This is a genomic window from Streptosporangium amethystogenes subsp. fukuiense, from assembly GCF_042665875.1.
GTDB lineage: Bacteria > Actinomycetota > Actinomycetes > Streptosporangiales > Streptosporangiaceae > Streptosporangium > Streptosporangium fukuiense.
Map to the genome: position 1 here is coordinate 70961 of NZ_JBHTEE010000001.1, position 19243 is coordinate 90203.

Annotated in this window: 15 protein-coding genes; 4 read left to right on the plus strand and 11 right to left on the minus strand. The window is 70.2% G+C overall.

Annotated elements, in window-relative coordinates; genetic code table 11:
- The first annotated feature begins 80 nt into the window (after positions 1–80).
- Entirely contained in the window at positions 81–1619 is a 1539-nt protein-coding gene (locus ACFQVD_RS00350; RefSeq protein ID WP_343961964.1) for a glycoside hydrolase family 53 protein, read from the plus strand.
- Positions 1620–1662: 43 nt separating this feature from the next.
- Here ACFQVD_RS00350 and ACFQVD_RS00355 read toward each other — a convergent pair whose 3' ends face one another.
- From ACFQVD_RS00355 to ACFQVD_RS00370, 4 genes are read right to left on the minus strand one after another with little or no spacing between them, the layout of a single operon-like run.
- Positions 1663–3405, minus strand: coding sequence for a CocE/NonD family hydrolase (locus ACFQVD_RS00355; protein ID WP_386274081.1), 1743 nt, complete (start codon positions 3403–3405; stop codon positions 1663–1665).
- Complete coding sequence (locus ACFQVD_RS00360; RefSeq protein ID WP_343961969.1) at positions 3405–4430, minus strand: ABC transporter permease; 1026 nt, start codon at positions 4428–4430, stop codon at positions 3405–3407. The genes ACFQVD_RS00355 and ACFQVD_RS00360 overlap by 1 nt, the downstream gene beginning before the upstream one ends.
- Positions 4423–5937: a sugar ABC transporter ATP-binding protein gene (locus tag ACFQVD_RS00365; RefSeq protein WP_386274084.1), complete on the minus strand. Its 1515-nt coding sequence runs from the start codon at positions 5935–5937 to the stop codon at positions 4423–4425. Before ACFQVD_RS00365 ends, ACFQVD_RS00360 begins: the two co-directional genes overlap by 8 nt.
- A gap of 14 nt (positions 5938–5951) precedes the next feature.
- The gene (locus ACFQVD_RS00370) at positions 5952–7040 is read right to left on the minus strand and encodes a substrate-binding domain-containing protein (protein ID WP_343961974.1); all 1089 of its coding nucleotides are present in this window, start codon (positions 7038–7040) and stop codon (positions 5952–5954) included.
- A gap of 170 nt (positions 7041–7210) precedes the next feature.
- Between ACFQVD_RS00370 and ACFQVD_RS00375 the strand changes: the two genes are divergently transcribed.
- Entirely contained in the window at positions 7211–8314 is a 1104-nt protein-coding gene (locus ACFQVD_RS00375; protein ID WP_343961976.1) for a LacI family DNA-binding transcriptional regulator, read from the plus strand.
- Positions 8315–8508: 194 nt separating this feature from the next.
- Here ACFQVD_RS00375 and ACFQVD_RS00380 read toward each other — a convergent pair whose 3' ends face one another.
- The 7 genes from ACFQVD_RS00380 to ACFQVD_RS00410 form a co-directional block, all read right to left on the minus strand.
- Positions 8509–9942 carry a pectate lyase family protein gene (locus tag ACFQVD_RS00380; protein ID WP_343961978.1) on the minus strand — a complete coding sequence of 478 codons (1434 nt, stop codon included), beginning with the start codon at positions 9940–9942 and terminating at the stop codon, positions 8509–8511.
- A gap of 462 nt (positions 9943–10404) precedes the next feature.
- The gene (locus ACFQVD_RS00385) at positions 10405–11559 is read right to left on the minus strand and encodes an alpha/beta hydrolase family protein (protein WP_343961980.1); all 1155 of its coding nucleotides are present in this window, start codon (positions 11557–11559) and stop codon (positions 10405–10407) included.
- Positions 11560–11571: 12 nt separating this feature from the next.
- Entirely contained in the window at positions 11572–12990 is a 1419-nt protein-coding gene (locus ACFQVD_RS00390; protein ID WP_343961982.1) for a S41 family peptidase, read from the minus strand.
- Positions 12987–14030, minus strand: coding sequence for an ABC transporter permease (locus ACFQVD_RS00395; protein ID WP_343961984.1), 1044 nt, complete (start codon positions 14028–14030; stop codon positions 12987–12989). The genes ACFQVD_RS00390 and ACFQVD_RS00395 overlap by 4 nt, the downstream gene beginning before the upstream one ends.
- A complete protein-coding gene (locus ACFQVD_RS00400; protein ID WP_343961987.1) occupies positions 14027–14914 on the minus strand; it encodes an ABC transporter ATP-binding protein in 888 nt (295 codons plus the stop codon). Before ACFQVD_RS00400 ends, ACFQVD_RS00395 begins: the two co-directional genes overlap by 4 nt.
- On the minus strand, positions 14911–15303 hold the full coding sequence (locus tag ACFQVD_RS00405) for a GntR family transcriptional regulator (RefSeq protein WP_343961989.1): 393 nt from the start codon (positions 15301–15303) through the stop codon (positions 14911–14913). Before ACFQVD_RS00405 ends, ACFQVD_RS00400 begins: the two co-directional genes overlap by 4 nt.
- Positions 15304–15770: 467 nt before the next feature.
- The gene (locus tag ACFQVD_RS00410) at positions 15771–16634 is read right to left on the minus strand and encodes an NAD(+)/NADH kinase (protein ID WP_343961991.1); all 864 of its coding nucleotides are present in this window, start codon (positions 16632–16634) and stop codon (positions 15771–15773) included.
- Between the two features lie 150 nt (positions 16635–16784).
- On the opposite strand from ACFQVD_RS00410, the gene ACFQVD_RS00415 reads away from it, so the two are divergent.
- Positions 16785–17666: a sulfotransferase family protein gene (locus tag ACFQVD_RS00415; RefSeq protein WP_343961993.1), complete on the plus strand. Its 882-nt coding sequence runs from the start codon at positions 16785–16787 to the stop codon at positions 17664–17666.
- Complete coding sequence (locus ACFQVD_RS00420; RefSeq protein ID WP_343961995.1) at positions 17663–18844, plus strand: glycosyltransferase family 4 protein; 1182 nt, start codon at positions 17663–17665, stop codon at positions 18842–18844. The genes ACFQVD_RS00415 and ACFQVD_RS00420 overlap by 4 nt, the downstream gene beginning before the upstream one ends.
- Positions 18845–19243 lie beyond the last annotated feature (399 nt).

Sequence of the window (19243 nt, forward strand, 5' to 3'; positions counted from 1 at the left end):
CGCGCCGGCCACCTGACCGCGGCGCGCCACCGGGGTCTTCGGGGAACTGTCCGCACCACTCCATCCCAGAGCGAGGACACATGAAGAAGATCCTGGTGGCGCTGCTGCTCTGCGCCGCCGCGACGCTCACACCCCTGGCGGCCTCCCCGGCCGCCCTGGCCGCCTCGACGGTCACCAACGGCGGCTTCGAGACGGGAGGCCCGACCGCCGCGCCGACCGGCTGGAGCACCACCGGTTCGGCCGCCGCCGACTTCACCGAGTCCGGTGGCCGAAGCGGCTCCTACCGCCTGTCCCACTGGGCCACCGGCGCGTACACCGTCGAGACCCACCAGACACTGACCGGCCTGAGCGCCGGCACCTACACGCTCCGGGCCTGGGTCAGGTCGGGAGCCGCGAGCCAGAGCTGGATCGCGCTGCGCAACTGCGGTCCCGCCGAGAGGAGGACCCACCTGCCGGTCAGCTCGTCCGAATGGATCCAGATCGCGGTCACCCAGACCGTGACGGGCGGCCAGTGCACGGTGAGCCTCGGCTCCGCCGCCGCGGCGGGCGGCTGGGCCAACTTCGACGACGTCGTCTTCGCCGCGGGGTCGGCGACGCTGGCGATCAAGGGCGCCGACACCTCCAGCCTGCCCAAGTCCGAGGCCCTCGGCGGGAAGTACCGCACCGCCGCCGGCACGCAGGGTGACGCACTGGCCATCATGCGCTCGGCCGGGCTCAACCACGTCCGGCTGAAGGTCTGGGTCAACGCGGCCGACGGCTACAACGACAAGGCACACGTGCTGGCCCTGGCGCGGCGGATCAAGGCCCAGGGCATGGGATTGCTGATCGACTTCCACTACTCCGACACCTGGGCCGACCCCGGCAAGCAGTACAAGCCCGCCGCGTGGGCGGGGTACACGCTCGCCCAGCTCAAGACCGCCGTCTACAACCACACCTACGACGTGCTGAACGCGCTGAAGGCACAGGGCACCACCGCCGACCTGGTCCAGGTCGGAAACGAGATCAACGACGGCATGCTCTGGGAGGAGGGCCGCAGCTCCAACTTCGGCAACCTCGCCCAGCTCCTCAACTCCGGCTACAGCGCGGTCAAGGCGGTCTCCACCTCGACCAGGGTCGTGCTGCACGTGGCCGAGGGCGGCAACAACCCGCTCTTCCGCTGGTGGTTCGACAGCGCCGCCGCCAACGGCGTGAACTACGACGTGATCGGCGTCTCCTACTACTCCTACTGGCACGGCACGCTCGGCGCGCTGCAGACCAACCTCAACGACATCGCCTCCAGGTACGGCAAGCCGGTCCTGGTCGTGGAGACCGCCTACCCCTTCACCACGGGCAACGACGACGGCCTCACCAACATCATCACCGCGGCGACGCCGTACCCCGGCTACCCGGCCTCCGCCGCGGGCCAGTCGGCGATGCTGCGCGACGTGATGAGCGTGGTGCAGGCCGTGCCGAACGGCCGGGGACTGGGCGTCGTCTACTGGGAGCCCACCTGGACCGCGGTGCCCGGCAACGGCTGGGACCCGGCCGATCCGTCCTCGGGCAACGGGTGGGAGAACCAGGCGCTGTTCGACTTCTCCGACCGGGCGCTGCCCGCGCTCACCCAGTTCACCCACCAGTGATCAACGCGGCTCCCGCGGGCATCGCCGGCGGGAGCCGCCCTCCCTATGACGGGATCGTCGGGACGATGATCCGGCTCGGGCGCGAGGCGTCGTGGAACACCGTCTGGCGGGCGGGCCGCATGTCATCGGGCCCGGCCGTGTGCACGGGGATCCACCGCTGGGGGTTGCGGTCGAAACGGGGGAAGTTCGAGCTCGCGACCTGCACCCGCAGCCGGTGCCCGCGGCGGAAGAGCTGGCTGGTGGTGCCCAGCGCGAAGCGGAAGAGTTCCGGCTCGCCCGGGGTCAGCGGGACCTCCCGGTCCAGCCCCCGGCGGTAGCGCGCCCGCAGGATGCCGTCCACCACGCCGTACCCGGTGCCGTCCGGGTGAACGTCGACCAGCCGGACGGCCCAGTCGCAGTCGTCCGCGCTCGACGCGGCGTACAGTTCGACGACCACCTCGCCGGTGACCTCCAGGTCTTCGGACAGCGGCTCGCCCGTGTAGACCAGCACGTCGTCGCGGACCGCGACGGCGGCCTGGTCCTTGGGGCCGGAGTTGCGGCCGAGCAGTACCCCGGGCAGGAAGGTCGCCCCACCCGCCGTGGGGACGGGGTCCGCCGGGTCGGAGACGTAGTGGTCCGCCGGCTCGCCGGGCCCCGGCGGCTCCGTACCGAGCCGCCCGTCGCCGCCGGCCGAGTTCGCGCCGCCCTCGCCGTGCAGGAAGAAGGAGACCTCCCGCGCCCGGGAGAGCGGCCACTCGTCCTCGTCACGCCAGACGTTCGCCCCCATCACGAAGATCCTGGCCCGGGGCAGGTCGGCGGGCCGGCGCTCGGCCGCGGCGCGGAAGAACTCGGTGTGCACCGCGGTGAGGTCCAGGGCGGCCGACGCCCCGCCGTACCCGTACCAGAGGTCTCCCTGGTAGTCGCCCAGGTTGCCGTGCGCCCAGGGGCCGACGATCAGGTGCTGGCTCTCGCGGGCCCAGGGCGAGGGAGCCCGCGTGCGCAGGCCCGTGTAGTTGCGCAGCGTGCCCTCAAGGAAGATGTCGTGCCAGCCGCCGATGTGCAGCCCGGCCACGTTCATCCGGCCGTGCGCCGCACCGGGGTCGATGACCTGCCAGAAGACGTCGCGGGCCGGATGGCCGAGCCACTCCCGGTAGTACGGTGCCAGTTCGGCCAGGTCGTCGCGGTCGAGAGGCAGGCGGGCGTAGGCGGCGTGTGGGTCGCGCAGGATCTCCAGCAGCGTCTCCCGGGCCCGGTCGAGACCGGGCCCGGCGGGACGCCGCAGCAGGTCGACCGCGGCCAGCGACTCGGCGACCCAGAGCAGCAGAAACCCAAGCTGGAGGGCGCCGCCGGAGTAGGACCAGCCGTCGTGATACTCCGACGCCGTCAGTTGCGGCGCGATCGCCACCAGCCCCTCGGGGGCCGCGCTCGCCGCCAGCATCTGGGTGGCGCCGATGTAGGACGCCCCGTACATTCCGACCCGGCCGTCGCTGAAGTCCTGCGCCCGGATCCAGGCGATCGTGTCGAGGCCGTCCTCCGTCTCGTCGAAGAAGGGGTTGAACGACCCTCCGGAGCTGTAGCGGCCCCGCGTGTCCTGGACGACCACCGCGAACCCCGACTCCACCGCCTGCACCGGCTCCAGCCCGACGATGTGCTGGGCCATGAACGAGGAGGACTTGTCGTAGGGCAGGCGTTGCAGGAGTGTGGGCCACGCCCCGGAGCCCGCGGGGCGCCACACGTCCGCCAGCAGCATCGTCCCGTCCCGCATGGGCACCGGGACGTCACGCTCGACGTGGACGGTCCCGCGCATCAGCCGGCCTTTCTGAGATAGGTCTGGCGGAGCCTGTCCACCGCGACCGCGAGGATGAGCAGGACGCCGGTGGCCACCTGCTGCCAGGAGGAGTCCACGTTGAGCAGGGTCAGGCCGTTGCTCAGCACGCCGACGATCAGCAGGCCGACGACCGTACCGAAGATCGTTCCGGTGCCTCCCGACAGGCTCGTGCCACCGAGGATGACGGCCGTGACGACCGCCAGCTCCAGTCCCACGCCGGTGTTGGCCGAGCTGGAGCCGAGCTGGGAGGTCACCAGCAGCCCGGCGAGCGCCATGCAGCCTCCGGAGAGCAGGAAGCCCGCGAAGATCGTCCGGTTGACGCGGATGCCGACGAGCCGCGCGGCGACGGGGTTGGCCCCGATGGCGTACATCTTGCGGCCGAACACCGTGTAGTGCATGAGCACGTAGAACAGGGCGATGACCACCACGAGCACGATGGCGGGCATCGGGATGCCGAGGAACGGGCGGGCGGTGGCCCAGTCGAAGCCCTCGATGAAGATGCTCTGTCCCTTGCCGATGACCAGTGTCAGGCCGCGGAAGATGCCGAGCATGCCGAGGGTGGTGATGAGCGCGTTGACCCCGACCACGGTGACGAGGAATCCGTTGAGCAGGCCGATACCGACCCCCGCGAGGACCGAGAGCACCAGGGCCGGGCCAAGACCGAGGCTCGGGGCGGTCTCGACCAGGACGATGCCGACGAAGGCCACACCGGACCCGACGGAGAGGTCGAACTGCCCGGCGACGAGCAGTAACGTTCCGGCGGCGGCGAGCACCCCGGTGATCGACACCGCGGTCAGAATGTTGCCCCAGTTGTCCCAGTTGAAGAAGTACGGCGACTGGACGGAGAAGAAGACGACCTCTACGGCGAGGAAGATCAGGAGCCCGATGGTCTCCGGGACCCGGCGTTTTCTGCGGCCGTCCGGCACCCGCGCGGCTCCTTCCCTTCCCCCGCCGGGGGAGGGGGACGCCTGTGACGTTCCGGACAGTGCGCTTCTCTCAGTCATTGATGACTCCTCCTGCGGCCTGGGTGAGGGCCTCGACCACGACGGCCTCCCCGGTGAGTTCGGCCACGGTCCTGCCGCGGACCATGACGATCGCTCTGTCGGCGAGCTCGATGACGTCCTCGTAGTCGGAGGTCGCCACGACGACCGCGCTCCCGCGCTCGGCCAGCGAGCGGATCGCCCGGTAGATCTCCTGGCGGGCACCGACGTCGACACCCCGGGTCGGCTCGACCAGTACGAGGACGCGCGAGCCCCGCTCCAGCCAGCGGCCCAGGACGACCTTCTGCTGGTTGCCTCCCGACAGCGTCCAGATCTGCTGCTCGGGATCGTCGCGAGACCGGATGCCCAGCGCGTCGTGCCAGCGCCGGTAGGCCACGGCCTCACTGCCACGCGTCACGAACGCCCTCGCGCGGGCGATTCCGCCCCAGCTCGGCGCCGCGAGGTTCTCCGCGACGGACCGGGAGCGGAACATGGCCTCGCGCTGGCGGTCGCCGGGCAGGCAGCCGACTCCGGCGGCGATGGCGTCGGCGGGGTGGCGGAACCGCGTCCGCCTTCCCCCGACGGTCAGGGTTCCCCTGTCCACGGGGTGCATACCGAAGATCGCCTCGGCGACCTCGGAGGCACCGGAGCCGACCTTGCCGTAGAGCGTCACGATCTCGCCGGGACGGACCGCCAGATCCACGTCGGTGAAGGCGTCGCCGCTGGAGGCCCGCTCCAGCGCGACCATGGCGGGTTGGTCACCGGTGGCCGCGGGCACTTCACGTCCCCGGCCGCGCTGCTCGACCGTGCGGCCGACCATGGCCTCGACGACCTGGTCCTTGCCGACGGCCGACACCCGCTCGTGCAGCACGATGTGGCCGTCGCGCAGCACGCACACCTCGTCGGCGAGACGGAAGACCTCGTCGAGACGGTGGGTGATGTAGAGAATGGCCACTCCGCGCTCGCGCAGGCCGTTGATCACCTCGAAGAGGCGCTCGGTCTCGGCGTCCGAGAGCGCGGCCGTCGGCTCGTCGAAGATCAGGCACCGTCCCTGCCCGGCGAGCGCGCGAGCGATCTCCACGGTCTGCCGCTCGCCGAGGCGCAGGCTCCCGACCGGGCTGTCCAGCGGGAGGTTCACGCCCAGCGAGTCGAGGACCTTCCTGGCCGTCGCGCGGGTCTCGCCGTTCCTGACGAAGCCGTGCCTGGTCGGCCAGGCGCCCAGGACGATGTTCTCCGCCACGCTGAGCGGAGGGGCGTCGCTGATCTCCTGGTAGATCAGCCGGATGCCGAGCCGCCGCGCGGTGGCGACGTCCCGGACGTCGTGCGGCGTGCCGTCGAGGGCGATCTCCCCTGCGTCGGGGTGCAGATCGCCCGCGATCACGCGGACCAGTGTCGACTTTCCGGCTCCGTTCTCGCCCAGGAGGGCGAGAACGGAGCCGGCGGCGACGTCGAGGTCCACCCCGTGCAGGACCTCGACGTCGCCGAACGACTTCCGGATGCCGCGCACGCTGAGGAAGGGATGTTCCGTCACGTGTGCTCTCCGAATCAGCAGGCGTACTGCGGGTAGTACTGCTTGACGTTGTCCTTGGTCACCACGGCGTGCGGCACGAGCAACTGCCCGGGCACCTTCTCGCCCTTGATGGCCTTGATCAGGTAGGGGACGAGGATCTCGCCGTAGCGCTCGGGGAAGTAGGCGACGCTGCCGATCCAGTTGGGGTGCTGGTAGATCACGCAGTTGGCCGGGTTCAGGTTCTGCACGCCGAGGTAGAGGTCGTCCGTGCGGTTCTGGGCGCGTGCGGCGGCCAGAGCCCCCAGGATGCCGTCCTCGTTGATCCCGACGACGATGATCCGCTTCTGCCCGGGGAGCGCGGTGAGGGTGTCGGTCATCAGCTTCTGGGCGATGTCGCCTCCCGCACCGCCGGTGTCGAGCTTGCGCAGGTTGCGCACCTCGCCGCAGACGCTCGCGAAGCCCTCGCGGACGCCACCCATGCGCTGCTCGTTGACCGCGCCGACCTGCAGTGCCTCAAGGGAGATGAAGGCGTCGTACTCGCAGTTGAACTTCTCCTTGAAGTACTTGCCCACCTCGTAGCCGGCGAGTTGGCCGGCGTAGGCGTTGGCGGCGCCCATGAAGGCTGTCTGGCAGGGTTTCTGCTCGATGTCCACGGACAGGACCGGAACCTGGGGGCCGGCCGCGCAGATGCGGGGGGAGGCGTTGGTGTCGGCCTGGAAGGTGATCAGGCCCTTCGCGCCGCGGGTCTTGAACAGCTTGGCGCAGTCGAGTGCCTTGGCCGCGTCAAGTTTGGAGTCGCAGGTGATCAGTTCCGCTCCGGCGAGCTTGGCCTGAGCCTCCACCCCCTTCTGGACGTCCTGCGGGAAGCCGGAGGCGAGCGAGAGCTGGGTGAAGCCGATGGTCAGTCCCTCGCCGCTGCCGGGCTCCGCCTGCTCGAACTCGACCACGCCCTCGGGGGCCTTGGGCGGTTCGGCGGTCACCTGCCCGCCGCCGGGGCTCGCCGACGTGCCCGCCGCCGGGGCCTCAGCCGTCGTCGGCGTCCCGCTCCCGCACGCGAGCGCGCCGGTGAGGACCAGGACCGCCGCGGCGGTGGCGCGGCCCGCCCGCTGCCATGAACCCTTCACAACTACCTCCTCAAGACGGCGGGATCTTTATGAAACGTTTCAACCGTCTGGCAGTGGAGGCTAGGTTTGTAACGGAAGATGCGTCAAGAGTTACCGGCAAGTTTCCAGGTCACGAAGGTGTTTCGATCCTCAATGTTGCCTCTGGGCGATTATTACGTTTCAATCGGTCCGTGCCGCGCTGTAGTACGCTGCGCTCGGACAGGCTGCGGCGACGCCTGTTCGATCCGGAGACGCGCATCTGTTTCACGCTGCGAGGGGCCATGGCGATAGCGAGCATCAAGGAGGTCGCGCAGCTGGCCAGCGTCTCGGTGGGCACGGTCAGCAACGTGCTCAACCGGCCGGAGGCGGTGTCGCCGGCCACTCGCGAGCGGGTCCTCAGCGCGATGTCGGAGCTCGGATTCGTCCGCAACGAGTCGGCGCGGGCTCTGCGCTCCGGGCGTACCCGCACGATGGGCCTCGTCGTGCTCGACGTGACCAACCCCTTCTTCACCGATGTCGCCAAGGGCGTCGAGGGCGCGGCCGACGCCAGCGGCATGATCGTCACGCTGTGCAACAGCGACCAGGACGGCCCGAGGGAGCGCCGCTACCTCGACCATCTGGAGGAGCAGCGCGTCCAGGGGATCCTCATCACCCCGGTCGAGGCCCGCAACCCCCACCTGGAACAGATCATCGACAGGGGCACCCCCGTCGTGCTGCTCGACTGCCGGACCACCAAGAGGAACCGCTGCTCGGTGGCCGTCGACGACGTGCTCGGCGGGCGCCTGGCGGCCGAGCACCTTCTCGAGCAGGGCCACCGTCGCATCGCCTTCGCCGGAGGGCCGATGACGATAAGCCAGGTGACCGACAGGCGCCGCGGAGCTGCCGCCGCCGTGACCGAGGCCGGGGTGGGGGCGTCCCTGACGCTCATCGAGACACCGTCGCTGAGCTTCGCCTCCGGCAGGCACGCGGGGGAGCAGTTGCTGGAGACGGACCCGTCGCGGCGCCCGACCGCGGTCTTCTGCGCCAACGACCTGCTGGCCCTCGGCCTGCTGCAGGAACTGTCCGCGCGGGGTCTGCGCGTTCCCGACGACATCGCGCTCGTCGGGTACGACGACATCGACTACGCCGCCGCGGCCGCCGTCCCGCTGTCCTCGGTCCGCCAGCCCCGCGAGGAACTGGGGAAGGTCGCCGCACAGCTTCTGCTGGAGGAGATCGACGAACGCGACAGCCACCGCCACCGCCACGTGGTCTTCGAGCCCGAGTTCGTGGTCCGAGAGTCGAGCGTGCGCGCCTGAGGACGCTCCGGCCGCGGTGGCAGTGAAGCCTTGTGACCGGGCCCCGTCGGGGCCCGGTCACGCTCAGGGATCGCCGTCCCGGACCGGTGCGATCGGCTCGGCTGGGTGGGGGGTGCGGGCCGGACGGGCCGGCCCGGTACCGATTCGGCTCCGTGCCAGGTCCGGGTCAGGTGGCAGACCTGGCACGGGCTGGATCAGACCGCGATCCGGCCGGCGCCGGCGCCGCCGGTCACGATCGACTTGACGCTGGAGGCGGTGTCGAGCGAGTAGGAGTAGGGGATGGAGGCGACGCTGCCGCCCGCGTCCCCGGCACCGGAGTTGACGAAGTGGTTGTTGCGGGCGACCAGGTTGGCGGCGGGAGAGGAGCCCTCGCCGCGGTGGTAGGGGTCGGGGGTGTTCTCGAAGTAGTTGCCCTCGACCAGGACGCCGGCGTTCTTCGTGGACGCCACGCCGTAGCCGCCGCCGCTGCCGACGTTGCCGTAGTAGTTGTTGTAGACGTGCACCGGGTTGCCGAAGCGGACCCGCGGGTGGCGCTGGTTGGTGCCGTCGAACCAGTTGTGGTGGTAGGTGACGCGCAGCCTGCCGGTGTCCTCACTGGCGTTGCCGTCGTCGTGGCCGAGCAGCATGGTCTTGTCGTGGCTGGAGACCCGGTTCCAGGAGATCGTGACGTAGTCGCTGGCGCGCTTGACGTCCACGGCTCCGTCGTAGCCGTTGCTGAAGGAGTTGTGGTCGATCCAGACCCGGGTGGAGTACTGGACCTGGATGCCGTCGTCGTTCCAGTTGCGGAAGGTCAGGTTGCGGACGATGACGTTGGACGCCTCGGAGATGTTGAGACCGCAGCCGGAGATGACGGCGCCGGAGTTGCCGAGGACCGTCTTGTTGGAGGTGACCTTGAGCATCCCGGAGCAGGAGATCGTGCCGGACACCCGGATGACCGCCGCGCCGCTCGCCGAGAGCGCGCTGGTCAGCGCGGAGGCGCTGCTGACCGTGGTCGCCGGGGTGTTGCCGCCGCCGGTGGTGCCGCCGCCCTGGGTCGCCCAGCCGACCAGGCCGGTCTGGCCGCTCGGGGGAGGCGTCGTGGTGGGGGTGACGGTCGGCGTCGGGTTCGAGCCGCCCGCGGGGACGAGCCGCCACTGCTTGGTCGCCACCGAGTCGCAGGAGTTCTGCTGCACGAGGGCGCCGGAGGAGGTGGAGTTGTCGGCGGTGTTGAGGCACTTGCCGCCGTTGGCGTTGACCACCCGGTAGTTCGACCCCGACTCGGTCAGGTTCCAGGTCTGGGAGGACGCGCCCGAGCAGCTCTCCTGCTGGACGGCCTTGCCCGCGGAGGTGCTGGCGTCCTTGACGCCCGCGCACTTGCCGCTGTGCGTGGCCTTGAGCTGGGTGCTGCCCCCGGACACGGCCCAGGTCTGCCCGGCGCCGCCGCAGCCGCTCTGGGTGAGCTGGACGCCGTCGGACGAGCCGCCGCCTGGAACGGTCAGGCAGAGGCCACTGCCGTTGTTCACCAGAGTGTAGTTTCCCGCGGCGGGAGCGGCGGCCGCGGCGGAGACGCCCGCCACCGTTCCCGACAGGGCGAGGGCCGCGGCGGCGATGACCGCACCGGCCGTTTTTCCGTTGAATCTGTACAGCACGGTTGAGCTCCTTGCTGGTCCGGCAGGCCGGTGCGGCCTGCGTTTCGGAGTCCCCCCAGCGAGCACTCGCCGTTCACACATGCGATCCACGGACATGTGAGCGAACAATCCACAAGTTAGGTAAGCGCTTTCCCACTGTCAACCCGCCTGTGGAACTTTCATGACCGCCGCTGTTGCCATGCCGTTCGTCATCACGTTCCGTGACCGGCGGCGGTGTGCCGGGCGGAGAAGGTGACGGCGTCCGGATCGGAAGTCGGAGAGACCTGGAACGGAATCCGGCGCCGGCGCGGTTCCCGCCGGTCGTGTGGCCGCTTGTGTCGGGGCTCTTGAAGCCCGGCACGCCGTTCTCGCGGACACCGAGCCGGGCCGACCGGGACCCTCGCCCGCGGAAGACGGCCTGGCCCGTGGGCGCGTCGAACCGCTCCGGGGTGTCGGCCGGTGGGCTTCAGGGTGCACAGGGCCTCAGGACCGTCCGCATGTCGCGGGGCAGAACCTGACCTCCGGGTAGCGCGATGACGGCTTGTCCAGGAGGGGCTGTCGCCGCGACCTCAGGTGCTGATCGAGGAAAGCAGCCACGTACGTGCGGGTGAGCTCGGCGGCGCGCGCCGCGGGCAGGACGTCGGCGGTGGGCGTGATGCCGAGAGCGCCGGCCATCAGCGGGGCGTCGGTGAAGGACCGGTGTTCCGAGCCCGTCAGCACGAGCCAGCGCTTCCACCCGGTCAGCAGCTTCCAGTCGCGGTCCCATGAGGTGTCGCGGCCGCCGGGGAGGTGCTGCGCCGAGCCCAGGAACATGAACGGCCGGGTGAACCCGCTCTTGGGGATCCGGGCGTAGGTGGTGCCGTCCATGTCGACTCCGGCGCGCACCCGGGGATCCTTCACCATGGCCGCCATGGCGCCGGCCCCGCCGATCGACTGGCCCACCATCGCGATCCTGGACCGGTCGATCACATCGGAACCCTCCCACTTCGACGGCAGCTCGTCGAGCACGAACGAGACGTCGGCCGCCCGGCCCGCGACCACCCCCGTGCCGAAGCCCGCGTCCGTGTCGCTGTCACAGGCGAGGCATTCGGCGACCCGCCCGCCGGGCAGGGTGGTGGCGTAGCTCTCGTAGGTGTGGTCGATACCGGCCACGACGTACCCTCGGCTGGCCAGTTCCTCGGCCAGGGAGGTGAGCGTGCTCATCGGATTGGTGAAGCCGGGGGAGAGCACCACCAGCGGAAGCTTCCGCCCCGCGGGTTCGGCGCCTTTGACGGCGTTCGTGCGCGTCCCGCTGAGCGTGTCGTTCGGCACGCCCCCGATCCCCAGGTGCCTCAGGGCGAGCTCCGATTCCTTCGGCGTCATGTACGGCGCCCGCTGCCCGTCCCGCTGCTTTGTCGGATACCACAGGGTGACCTTGAGCTCGCGCGCGTCGACGTCGAGGTTCCACGGATCGGGGCGGGAGGCGTCCTTCAGATACAGGGCGGTGGTGCCGACCGGGTGGGTGCCGGTGGGGGCGGGCAGGGTGGCGGGGCCGGTAGGCGTGGGCGACGGGGCGGCGGAGCGGGGCGGCGTGGGCGCGGAGCAGGCGGACGCGGCCAGGACGACCAGTCCCGCGACGACTGCCAGGATCTGTCTCATCGAGAGGTCCATTCACTTGTCCAGCAAGGTCAGGGCCTTGGTCAGCACGGGGTCGCGCCCGGCGGCCGCGTCCTTCGGGGTCAGGGGAACGTGGTGGTCGGGCGGCACGCCGATCCGGTCGATCACCTCGCGCTTGGGCCCGAGGTGGTGCTTGGCGGGGAAGCTCAGGCTGGTGTTGTTGCCGAGCAGGTACGGCTGCGCCGGGCCGGAGATGACGCCGGCGGTTCTGGTGCCGACCAGCCGGCCGAGGCGCAGGTCCTTGACCGCGGAGCTGAAGTGCTCGCACGCCGAGGCGCAACTGCGGTCGGTGAGCACCATCAGCGGCAGATCGAGCAGTTCGACGGTGTTGTCGGTCCACAAGGTCTCGCACCTGGCGTCCACGGTGCACAGGTAGGCGGTGGCCTTTTCATGGGTGAACGCGCTCACCAGCCGGGTCGCCTCCGTGGGGCTGCCGCCGCCGTTGCCGCGCAGGTCCAGCACGACGCCGGACAGGTGCCGGCCGGTGCGCAGTCTGGAGATCGCCTTGAAGACCCTGTCCGCGGAGTCGGGAGCGAACCCGCGCAGCCGTACATAGGCGATGTCGTCGTCCAGCAGCTTCGAGGTCACCACCTGCAGGGCGGCCAGGTCCCGCTGGTAGAGGCCGGGCTTGAGCGTCACGCTCCAGCGGCGGCCGGTGCTCTGCCGCAGGAGCCGTAACCGGACCGGGCGCGCCTCCGGGTACCCCGGATAGAGAGCGGCGATCGCGGGAGTGGCCTTCCCGTCGATGAAGGGCGCCGATCCGTTGACCGATTCGATGATGTCGCCCGGGCGCAGCCCGGCCGCTTGCGCCGCGCCGCCCTGCACGGTGGTGACGAACAGCGGGGGGAGGGCGACGCCGGGGTTGCCGTCCACCTGTGGGCCATTGACGTTCGCCAGGAGACCCAGGCCGTAGCCGTCGCCGTCGTAGTGGTCGGGCGGCCGCTTGACGTCGTGCGCCCAGCGGGCGTGGTTGTCGCCGAGGCCGGCCACGATGGCCTTGAGGGTGCCGACGGCCAGCTTGTCACGGAGGTCGGGAACCCGATCGGTGATCTTGCGGTAGACGGCTTCGAAAGCGGTCCAGTCGGCTTTCCGGTCACCCGTCAGCGCGGGCATGCCCGCCTCGGGCAGGTCGCGCCCGTTGCGGTTGAGCTCCTGCGTCAGGGCGACGAATCCGGCGGTCAGCAACGAGCGGGCGTCCAGCGTGGCGCCGCTGTAGTAGTTGCCGAGGATGCAGAAGTACGCCTGCTCGATGACGTCGATCGTGGTGGCCGTCTCCGCCCCTGGAACTCCCCGGGGTGCTGCGCAGACCGTACCGGCCGCCGTGCTCGCCTCGCTGCGCGGCGGCGCCGGCGCCGTGCAGGCTGCTGCCAGGAGGAGGGCGAGCCCGGCGGCCGCGGTCCTGATGACGGTCATGACAGGCGCCTGCGGATCCACCAGAAGCAGAACCAGGCGAGGCCGAGGGTGAGCAGGGCGTAGATTCCGGTCTCGGTCCACTGGAAGGGCCAGAAGCGCTCAAGGGGCTGGTAGGTCGCCTGCTGCCGGTAGCCGAGCCGGTTGATCTCGACCATGCAGCCGCCCCCGCCGCCCGCCGACGGTGCGCAGGGGCCCGACGTGGTGGAGATCGGGACGGCGCCTTCGCCGCCGGTGCCGAGCGTACGTCCGGACGGATCGACCAGGCTGGCGGACAGGACCCAGGCGCCCGCGTGGCCGGGAACGGCCGACCTCAGTTGAATCTCCACATATCCGCCTCGTTCCCGGTTTATGCCGATGCCGTTCACGTTCGTTTCGCCGAGCTCGAAGGTCGAGGTGATCGGAGGCATCAGGTGGGGCCGGACCAGCAGCGGCATGGCGAGCTGGATCGCGGCGAAGACGGCCAGGGTGAGGGCCATGGCGGGCAGCGTGCGGCGCACCAGCATGCCCACGGTCACGCCGAGGACGAAGGTGAAGGCCGCATACCCCATCGGGGCGATGCCGCGCGCGCCGAACACCAGGGGAGCCATCAGGGCCAGGTTCTCAGCGGCTGATTTGTCCAGAGGGTCGGACCACCAGGTCACCATGAGGCCGCACAGGCCGGCGACGGCCACGGCGGTCAAACCCATGAGCCCGAGCTTGACCGCCAGCCAGCGGCCGCGGGTGATGCTCTGGTTCCACACCATCAGGTGCGTGCCCGCCTCCAGCTCGCGGGTGATCAACGGTGCTCCCCAGAAGAGCCCGGCGAGGACGGGCAGGAGCAGCACGACGAGAGTCAGGGCCGTGAACGAGGTCTCGTGCCCGCCGAAGAAGCGATCGTAGAAGCGGTCGCAGGTGTTGTCCTGGGTGCAGGCCGCGATCCCGGCGGAGTAGTCGAAGGCCAAGCCGGGGCCGGTCAGGGCCAGGACGACGGCGAGGATAACGAGCAGGGCAGCCATCGTCGCGGCCGAGCCGCGGAACTGGCGCCAGGTCAGCCAGATCATCGCCGCACCTCCAGGGCGACTCGCCGGTCGGCGGTGTGCTTGTCCATGTAGGCCAGGACGAGGTCCTCCAGACTGAGCCGGCTGACCGTCCAGGCGGGGTCGTGGATCGGGGCGTCGGTGCGGATCACGTACGTGCTCTGCCGTTCGGTGTGGCGCGCGCAGACCACGTGCTGGTCGGCGGGGAGCCGGTCGGGATCGCGGCGCGGGCCGGTGAGCCGGTGATGGGTGGCCAGCAGCCGGTCGACCTCCCCGGCCACCTGGACGCGGGAGTCGACGAGCACGATCAGGAAGTCGCACACCCGTTCCAGGTCGGAGACCAGGTGGGAGGAGAGCACCACGCTGAACTCGTGCTCGACCGTGGCCTCCATCAGGTGCTGTAGAAACTCGCGGCGGGCCAGCGGGTCGAGCGAGGCGACCGGCTCGTCCAGGATCAGCAGCTCGGGCCGCTTGGCCAGGCCCAGGGTGAGGGCGAGCTGAGCACGCTGGCCGCCCGACAGCTTGCCTGCCCGCTGGCCGGGATCGAGACCGAGTTGCGCGATCCGGTCCCGTGCCATGGCGGCGTCCCAGCGGGGGTTGAGCCGCGCTCCCAGCCGCAGGTGATCGGCGACGCTCAACCCGGCGTAGACGGGGGTGTCCTGGGCGACGAACCCGACCCTGGCCAACTGCGCCGGGCTGCCGGCGGGACGGCCGCCCAGCACGGTGATGTCGCCCGCCGTCGGCTCCAACTGGCCGCTGGCCAGCTTCAGCAGCGTCGTCTTGCCGGCTCCGTTGGGCCCCATCAACCCCACGACGTGGCCCGCCGGGATGTCGATGGTGCATTCGCGCAGCGCCCAGCGCCTGCCGTATTTCCTGCCCAGTCCCTGGGCCTGTAGGACAGTGTTCACGCTATGTCCTCCTGAGCGGTGGTCCGAAAGGTGGTCATGAAGAGGGCCTCGATGCTTTCCTCGTCGAGGCCGGCCCGGCGGGCCTTGGCCAGCCAGCGCTGTAGTTCCAGGCGCAGCGGGCCGTGCGCGGCCAGCGAGGTGTCGGTGAGCGTCGCCGTCACGAACGTCCCCACCCCTGGCCGGGCGGCGACCAGGCCCTCGTGCTCGAGTTCCCGGTAGGCCTTGAGCACGGTGTTGGCGTTGATCGCCAGTTGCGCCACGGCCTCCTTGACGGTCGGCAGCTGGTCGCCTTCGCGCAGCAGGCCCAGCCGTAGCGCATGCCGTACTTGCTGGACCAGCTGCAGGTACGGCGAAACACCCGACCTGCCGTCCAGATGGAACTCGATCATTGGCTGCTCCATTTATCTAGCTTCCTAGGACTTTAGACTTCTGCATGTTAAAGGATCATAAGGATCGCTGTCCCGGTATCGCCCGGCAGCCGAAGCGGCCCATCGCTCCTCGGTCCGGCCGCAGCCCTACGCCGGGGGCAGATCCTTCCCCTGCCTCGCCGAACGACCGCCGCGGTGAATACCCGCACTTACCGTGGCAAGCTCGTGATCGCGGCCATGCTGACCTGGACCGCCTTCCTCGGTGGCCGAGGTCGAGGTGTACGCGTTTACCGCGGCAGAGCAGAAGGCTGGAAATGACGAGCGCGGGCACCGCCGACGCGGTCGAGGCCTGTCCTCGCTCGGCCGGGATCGGCGAGGCACCCAAGCGGATCCATCGCATCTCCCTGACGACGTGGGCCTGGCTCGCCTGCGCGGCGGGATGCCTCTCTGGCCGCGGCGTCGTCACCGGTCATCGCGGGAGCGAGGGCCTAGTCGACCTCGGCGCTGCCGTTGACGCGGAGCTTGCGGCGGGCGCGCTCGTAGAAGCTCGTGGTGCCGAGCCGGACCACCCACGCGGCGGCGCGCACCGCGGTGACGGTGAGCTCGTCCCCCGGCGACAGGTGCCCGCCCACCGCGCCGTCCACCTCCAGGGCCAGCCGGCCGCTCGCCGGCAGCAGGCCGAGCACGACCCGCTCGTCCGCCGACAGCACGAGGGCCCGGTTGAACGACGAGTGCGCCGCGGCCGGGACCACGAGGAAGCCCTCGACCGTCGGCGAGACGATGGGGCCGCCCGCGGAGAAGCTGTAGGCGGTCGACCCGGTGGGGGTCGCGACGATCACCGCGTCGGCCGCGTAACGCACGAAGGGGTGCCCCTCCACGGCGATCGACATCGCGGACAGCCCGTGGCCCGGTATCCGCACCAGGGCGATGTCGTTGAACGCGGTCACCGAGGTGCCGTCGGGCAGGGTGGCCCGCACCGCCATCCGGGGTTCGACCGTGTAGGCGTGGTCGTCGATGGCCGACAGCGCGAAGGGCAGCTCGTCGACGTCGATCTCGGCGAGGAACCCCAGCTTGCCGAGGTTGACGCCGAGGATCGGAGTCCGCCGCCCCGAGATGAGCCGCATGGTGCGCAGCATCGTGCCGTCGCCGCCGAGGCTGACGAGCAGGTCGGCGCGGTCGACCAGGGTGGCGCCGTCGACGGCCACCGCGCTGCAGTCGATGCGCCCGACCTCGTCGGGCAGCCCGAGCACCGTGACGCTGCGGGCGCGGGCCCACTCCACGATCGTGTCGATGGCCACCTTCGAATCGCGCTGCGGGTGCAGCACCAGTCCCACGGTCTTGACCATCCCCATGGCTCACACTGTACGGCGATTCGCGGCCTGTCCCGCGCGGTGAGAACCCCGGCGAGCCGCCCGCGGCTCGCCGGTGCCCGGCGGGGGCGGACCGGCTTCCAATCTGAACACACAGTGAAATGCCAGGAAAGATGGGTAGCCTGCCTGGGCATGAAGTGGCAGCGTAAGGCCAACGACGCCCTTGTCAGGCTCACCGGATTCCGGATTAACCGGGTAGGAAAAAACGGTTCGTCGGCGGACGTGAGGGCCCCTGTCGCGGAGGAGCCGTTCGGCCCGCCCGCCGACCCGAAGATCGACCGGCTGCTGGTGGCGCCGGTCTTCGTCCTCTCGCCGGTGAGGTCCGGCTCCACGCTGCTGAGGGCGATGCTCAACGCCCACTCCATGCTGCACGCCCCGCACGAGCCGCACGTGCGGAGGCTGAAAGTGGAGTTCGGCACCTCGCTGGCGGAGCGGGCGATGAAGGCCCTCGGCCACGACCGGGCCGACCTGGAACACCTGCTGTGGGATCGGGTGCTCCACCGCGAGCTGGTCAGGAGCGGCAAGACGTTCTTCGTGGACAAGACGCCGGCCAACGCCTTCGCCTACCGGCGCGTCGCCGCGTGCTGGCCGGACGCCAGATTCGTCTTCCTGCTGCGCCACCCGGCGTCCATCGCCAGGTCATGGTACGAGGCGGGGGCGGGCAGGCGGACGCCGGAGGAGGCGGCACTCGACGCCCTGCGTTACATGAAGGCGGTGCAGCGGGCGCGGGGGGCACTCAGCGGGTGCACCGTGCGCTACGAGGACCTGACCGCCGACCCCGAGGCCGAGGCACGCCGCGTCTGCGACTTCCTGGACGTTCCCTGGGAGCCGGCGATGCTGGCCTACGGCGAGCAGGCCGTGCTGGAGAAGGGGCTCGGCGACTGGAAGGACAAGATCCGGTCCGGGCGTGTGCAGCCCGGGCGCGACCTGCCGGGGCCGGAGGAGATACCCAACTCGCTCCGGCCGATGTGCGAGAGCTGGGGATATCTGCCGTCCGTCACGGAGACCGCATGACGGCGCCGGAGACCACGAGGATCCGCTACCTGCTGCTGCACGCGTACGGCATGGGCGGGACGATCCGCACGGTGATCAACCAGGCGAACGCGATGGCCGCGGCCGGCCACGAGGTCGAGATCGTCAGCGTGGTACGGCGGAGGGAGAGGCCCCAGTTCGAGATCGACCCGCGCATCCGTCTCCTGACGTTGTCGGACCAGCGTGAGGGCAGGCCCGTCGATTCCACCGGGCGGCGGGTGTGGCGGTGGATCCGGGGCAGGATCGTGCCCGCCGGCGAGTTCGCGGCCTCCTACTTCACCGAACGTGTGGAGCGGGCCGTCATCGACTACGTCTCCGCGCTCACCGACGGCGTCCTGGTGACCACCCGCCCCGCCCTGAACCTCATCTCGGCCCGCCGTGCTCCTGCCGGCATCGTCAAGGTCGGGCAGGAGCACATGAACCTGGCCACCCACTCCGAGGCGGTCCGCTCGGAGATCGGCCGCCACTACGGCAGGCTGGACGCGGTGGTCGTGCTCACCGAGACCGACAGGAGGGAGTACCAGGCGCTCCTGCCCACCACGCGCGTCGAGCGCATCCCCAACGCGGTCGGCTCCGTGCGCCGGACACCCTCCGGGAAAGACGACAGGCTCGTGGTCGCGGCCGGCCGGCTGGTCGCGCAGAAGGGCTTCGACCTGCTGATCCCCGCGTTCCGGCAGGTTGTGGACCGTCACCCGGACTGGCGGCTGCGCATCTACGGCACCGGCAAGAAGAAAGGGCAGTTGCGCGCGCTCCTGAAGGAGCACCGGCTGGGTGACAACGTCACTCTGATGGGACGGACCGACCGCCTCGACGAGGAACTGGCCAGGGCCTCCTTCTACGTCCTCAGCTCGCGGTTCGAGGGGTTGCCGATGGTGATGATCGAGGCGATGACCCACGGGCTGCCCGTCGTGGCCTTCGACTGCCCGACCGGCCCGGCCGACGTGCTCACCCCCGAGGTCGACGGGCTGCTCGTCCCCTCCCGCGACGTCGACGCGCTGGCGGCGGCGATGATCCGGCTCATCGAGGACCGGGAGCTGCGGCGGCGGATGGGAACGGCCGCGGCCGTCGCCGCGCACGACTACACCCCCGAAGTGGTCATGCCGCTCTGGGAGAAACTGTTCGCCGAACTGCTGGACCGAGGGCCGGAACAGTCGCGCTGACCCGATTTGCTGGCTTCTGCTGAATTTATGAAAAAATCAGCCTTTAATGCCTTCCGCAGCCCTGCTGTGAGGGCGCCCGCAGGATGAAGGCGGCTGCTGATCGGTGGCGCTTCTTGGCGTTTTCCCTGTTCTGTTGGTAAGTGACGGATGCGCGCCTGAGGCGGGAAACATCGGCCGGCCTGGCGGCCAGGGGAATCGAGGCGGATCCGCGACCTGCCGGGACTCCGGTGCGGGCCGGGGGACGAAGAATAAGACATTCAATATTTTTCGGGCATTTGACGATGGAGTCTTTGTTCATTGTTGGCTCGATCGTATTCAATGCTTGACAATATATTTAAGGGCGACCCAAAATTGGGGCGTCCATGATGGCGGGTCGAATTCGGATCCGCGCGTCGGGAG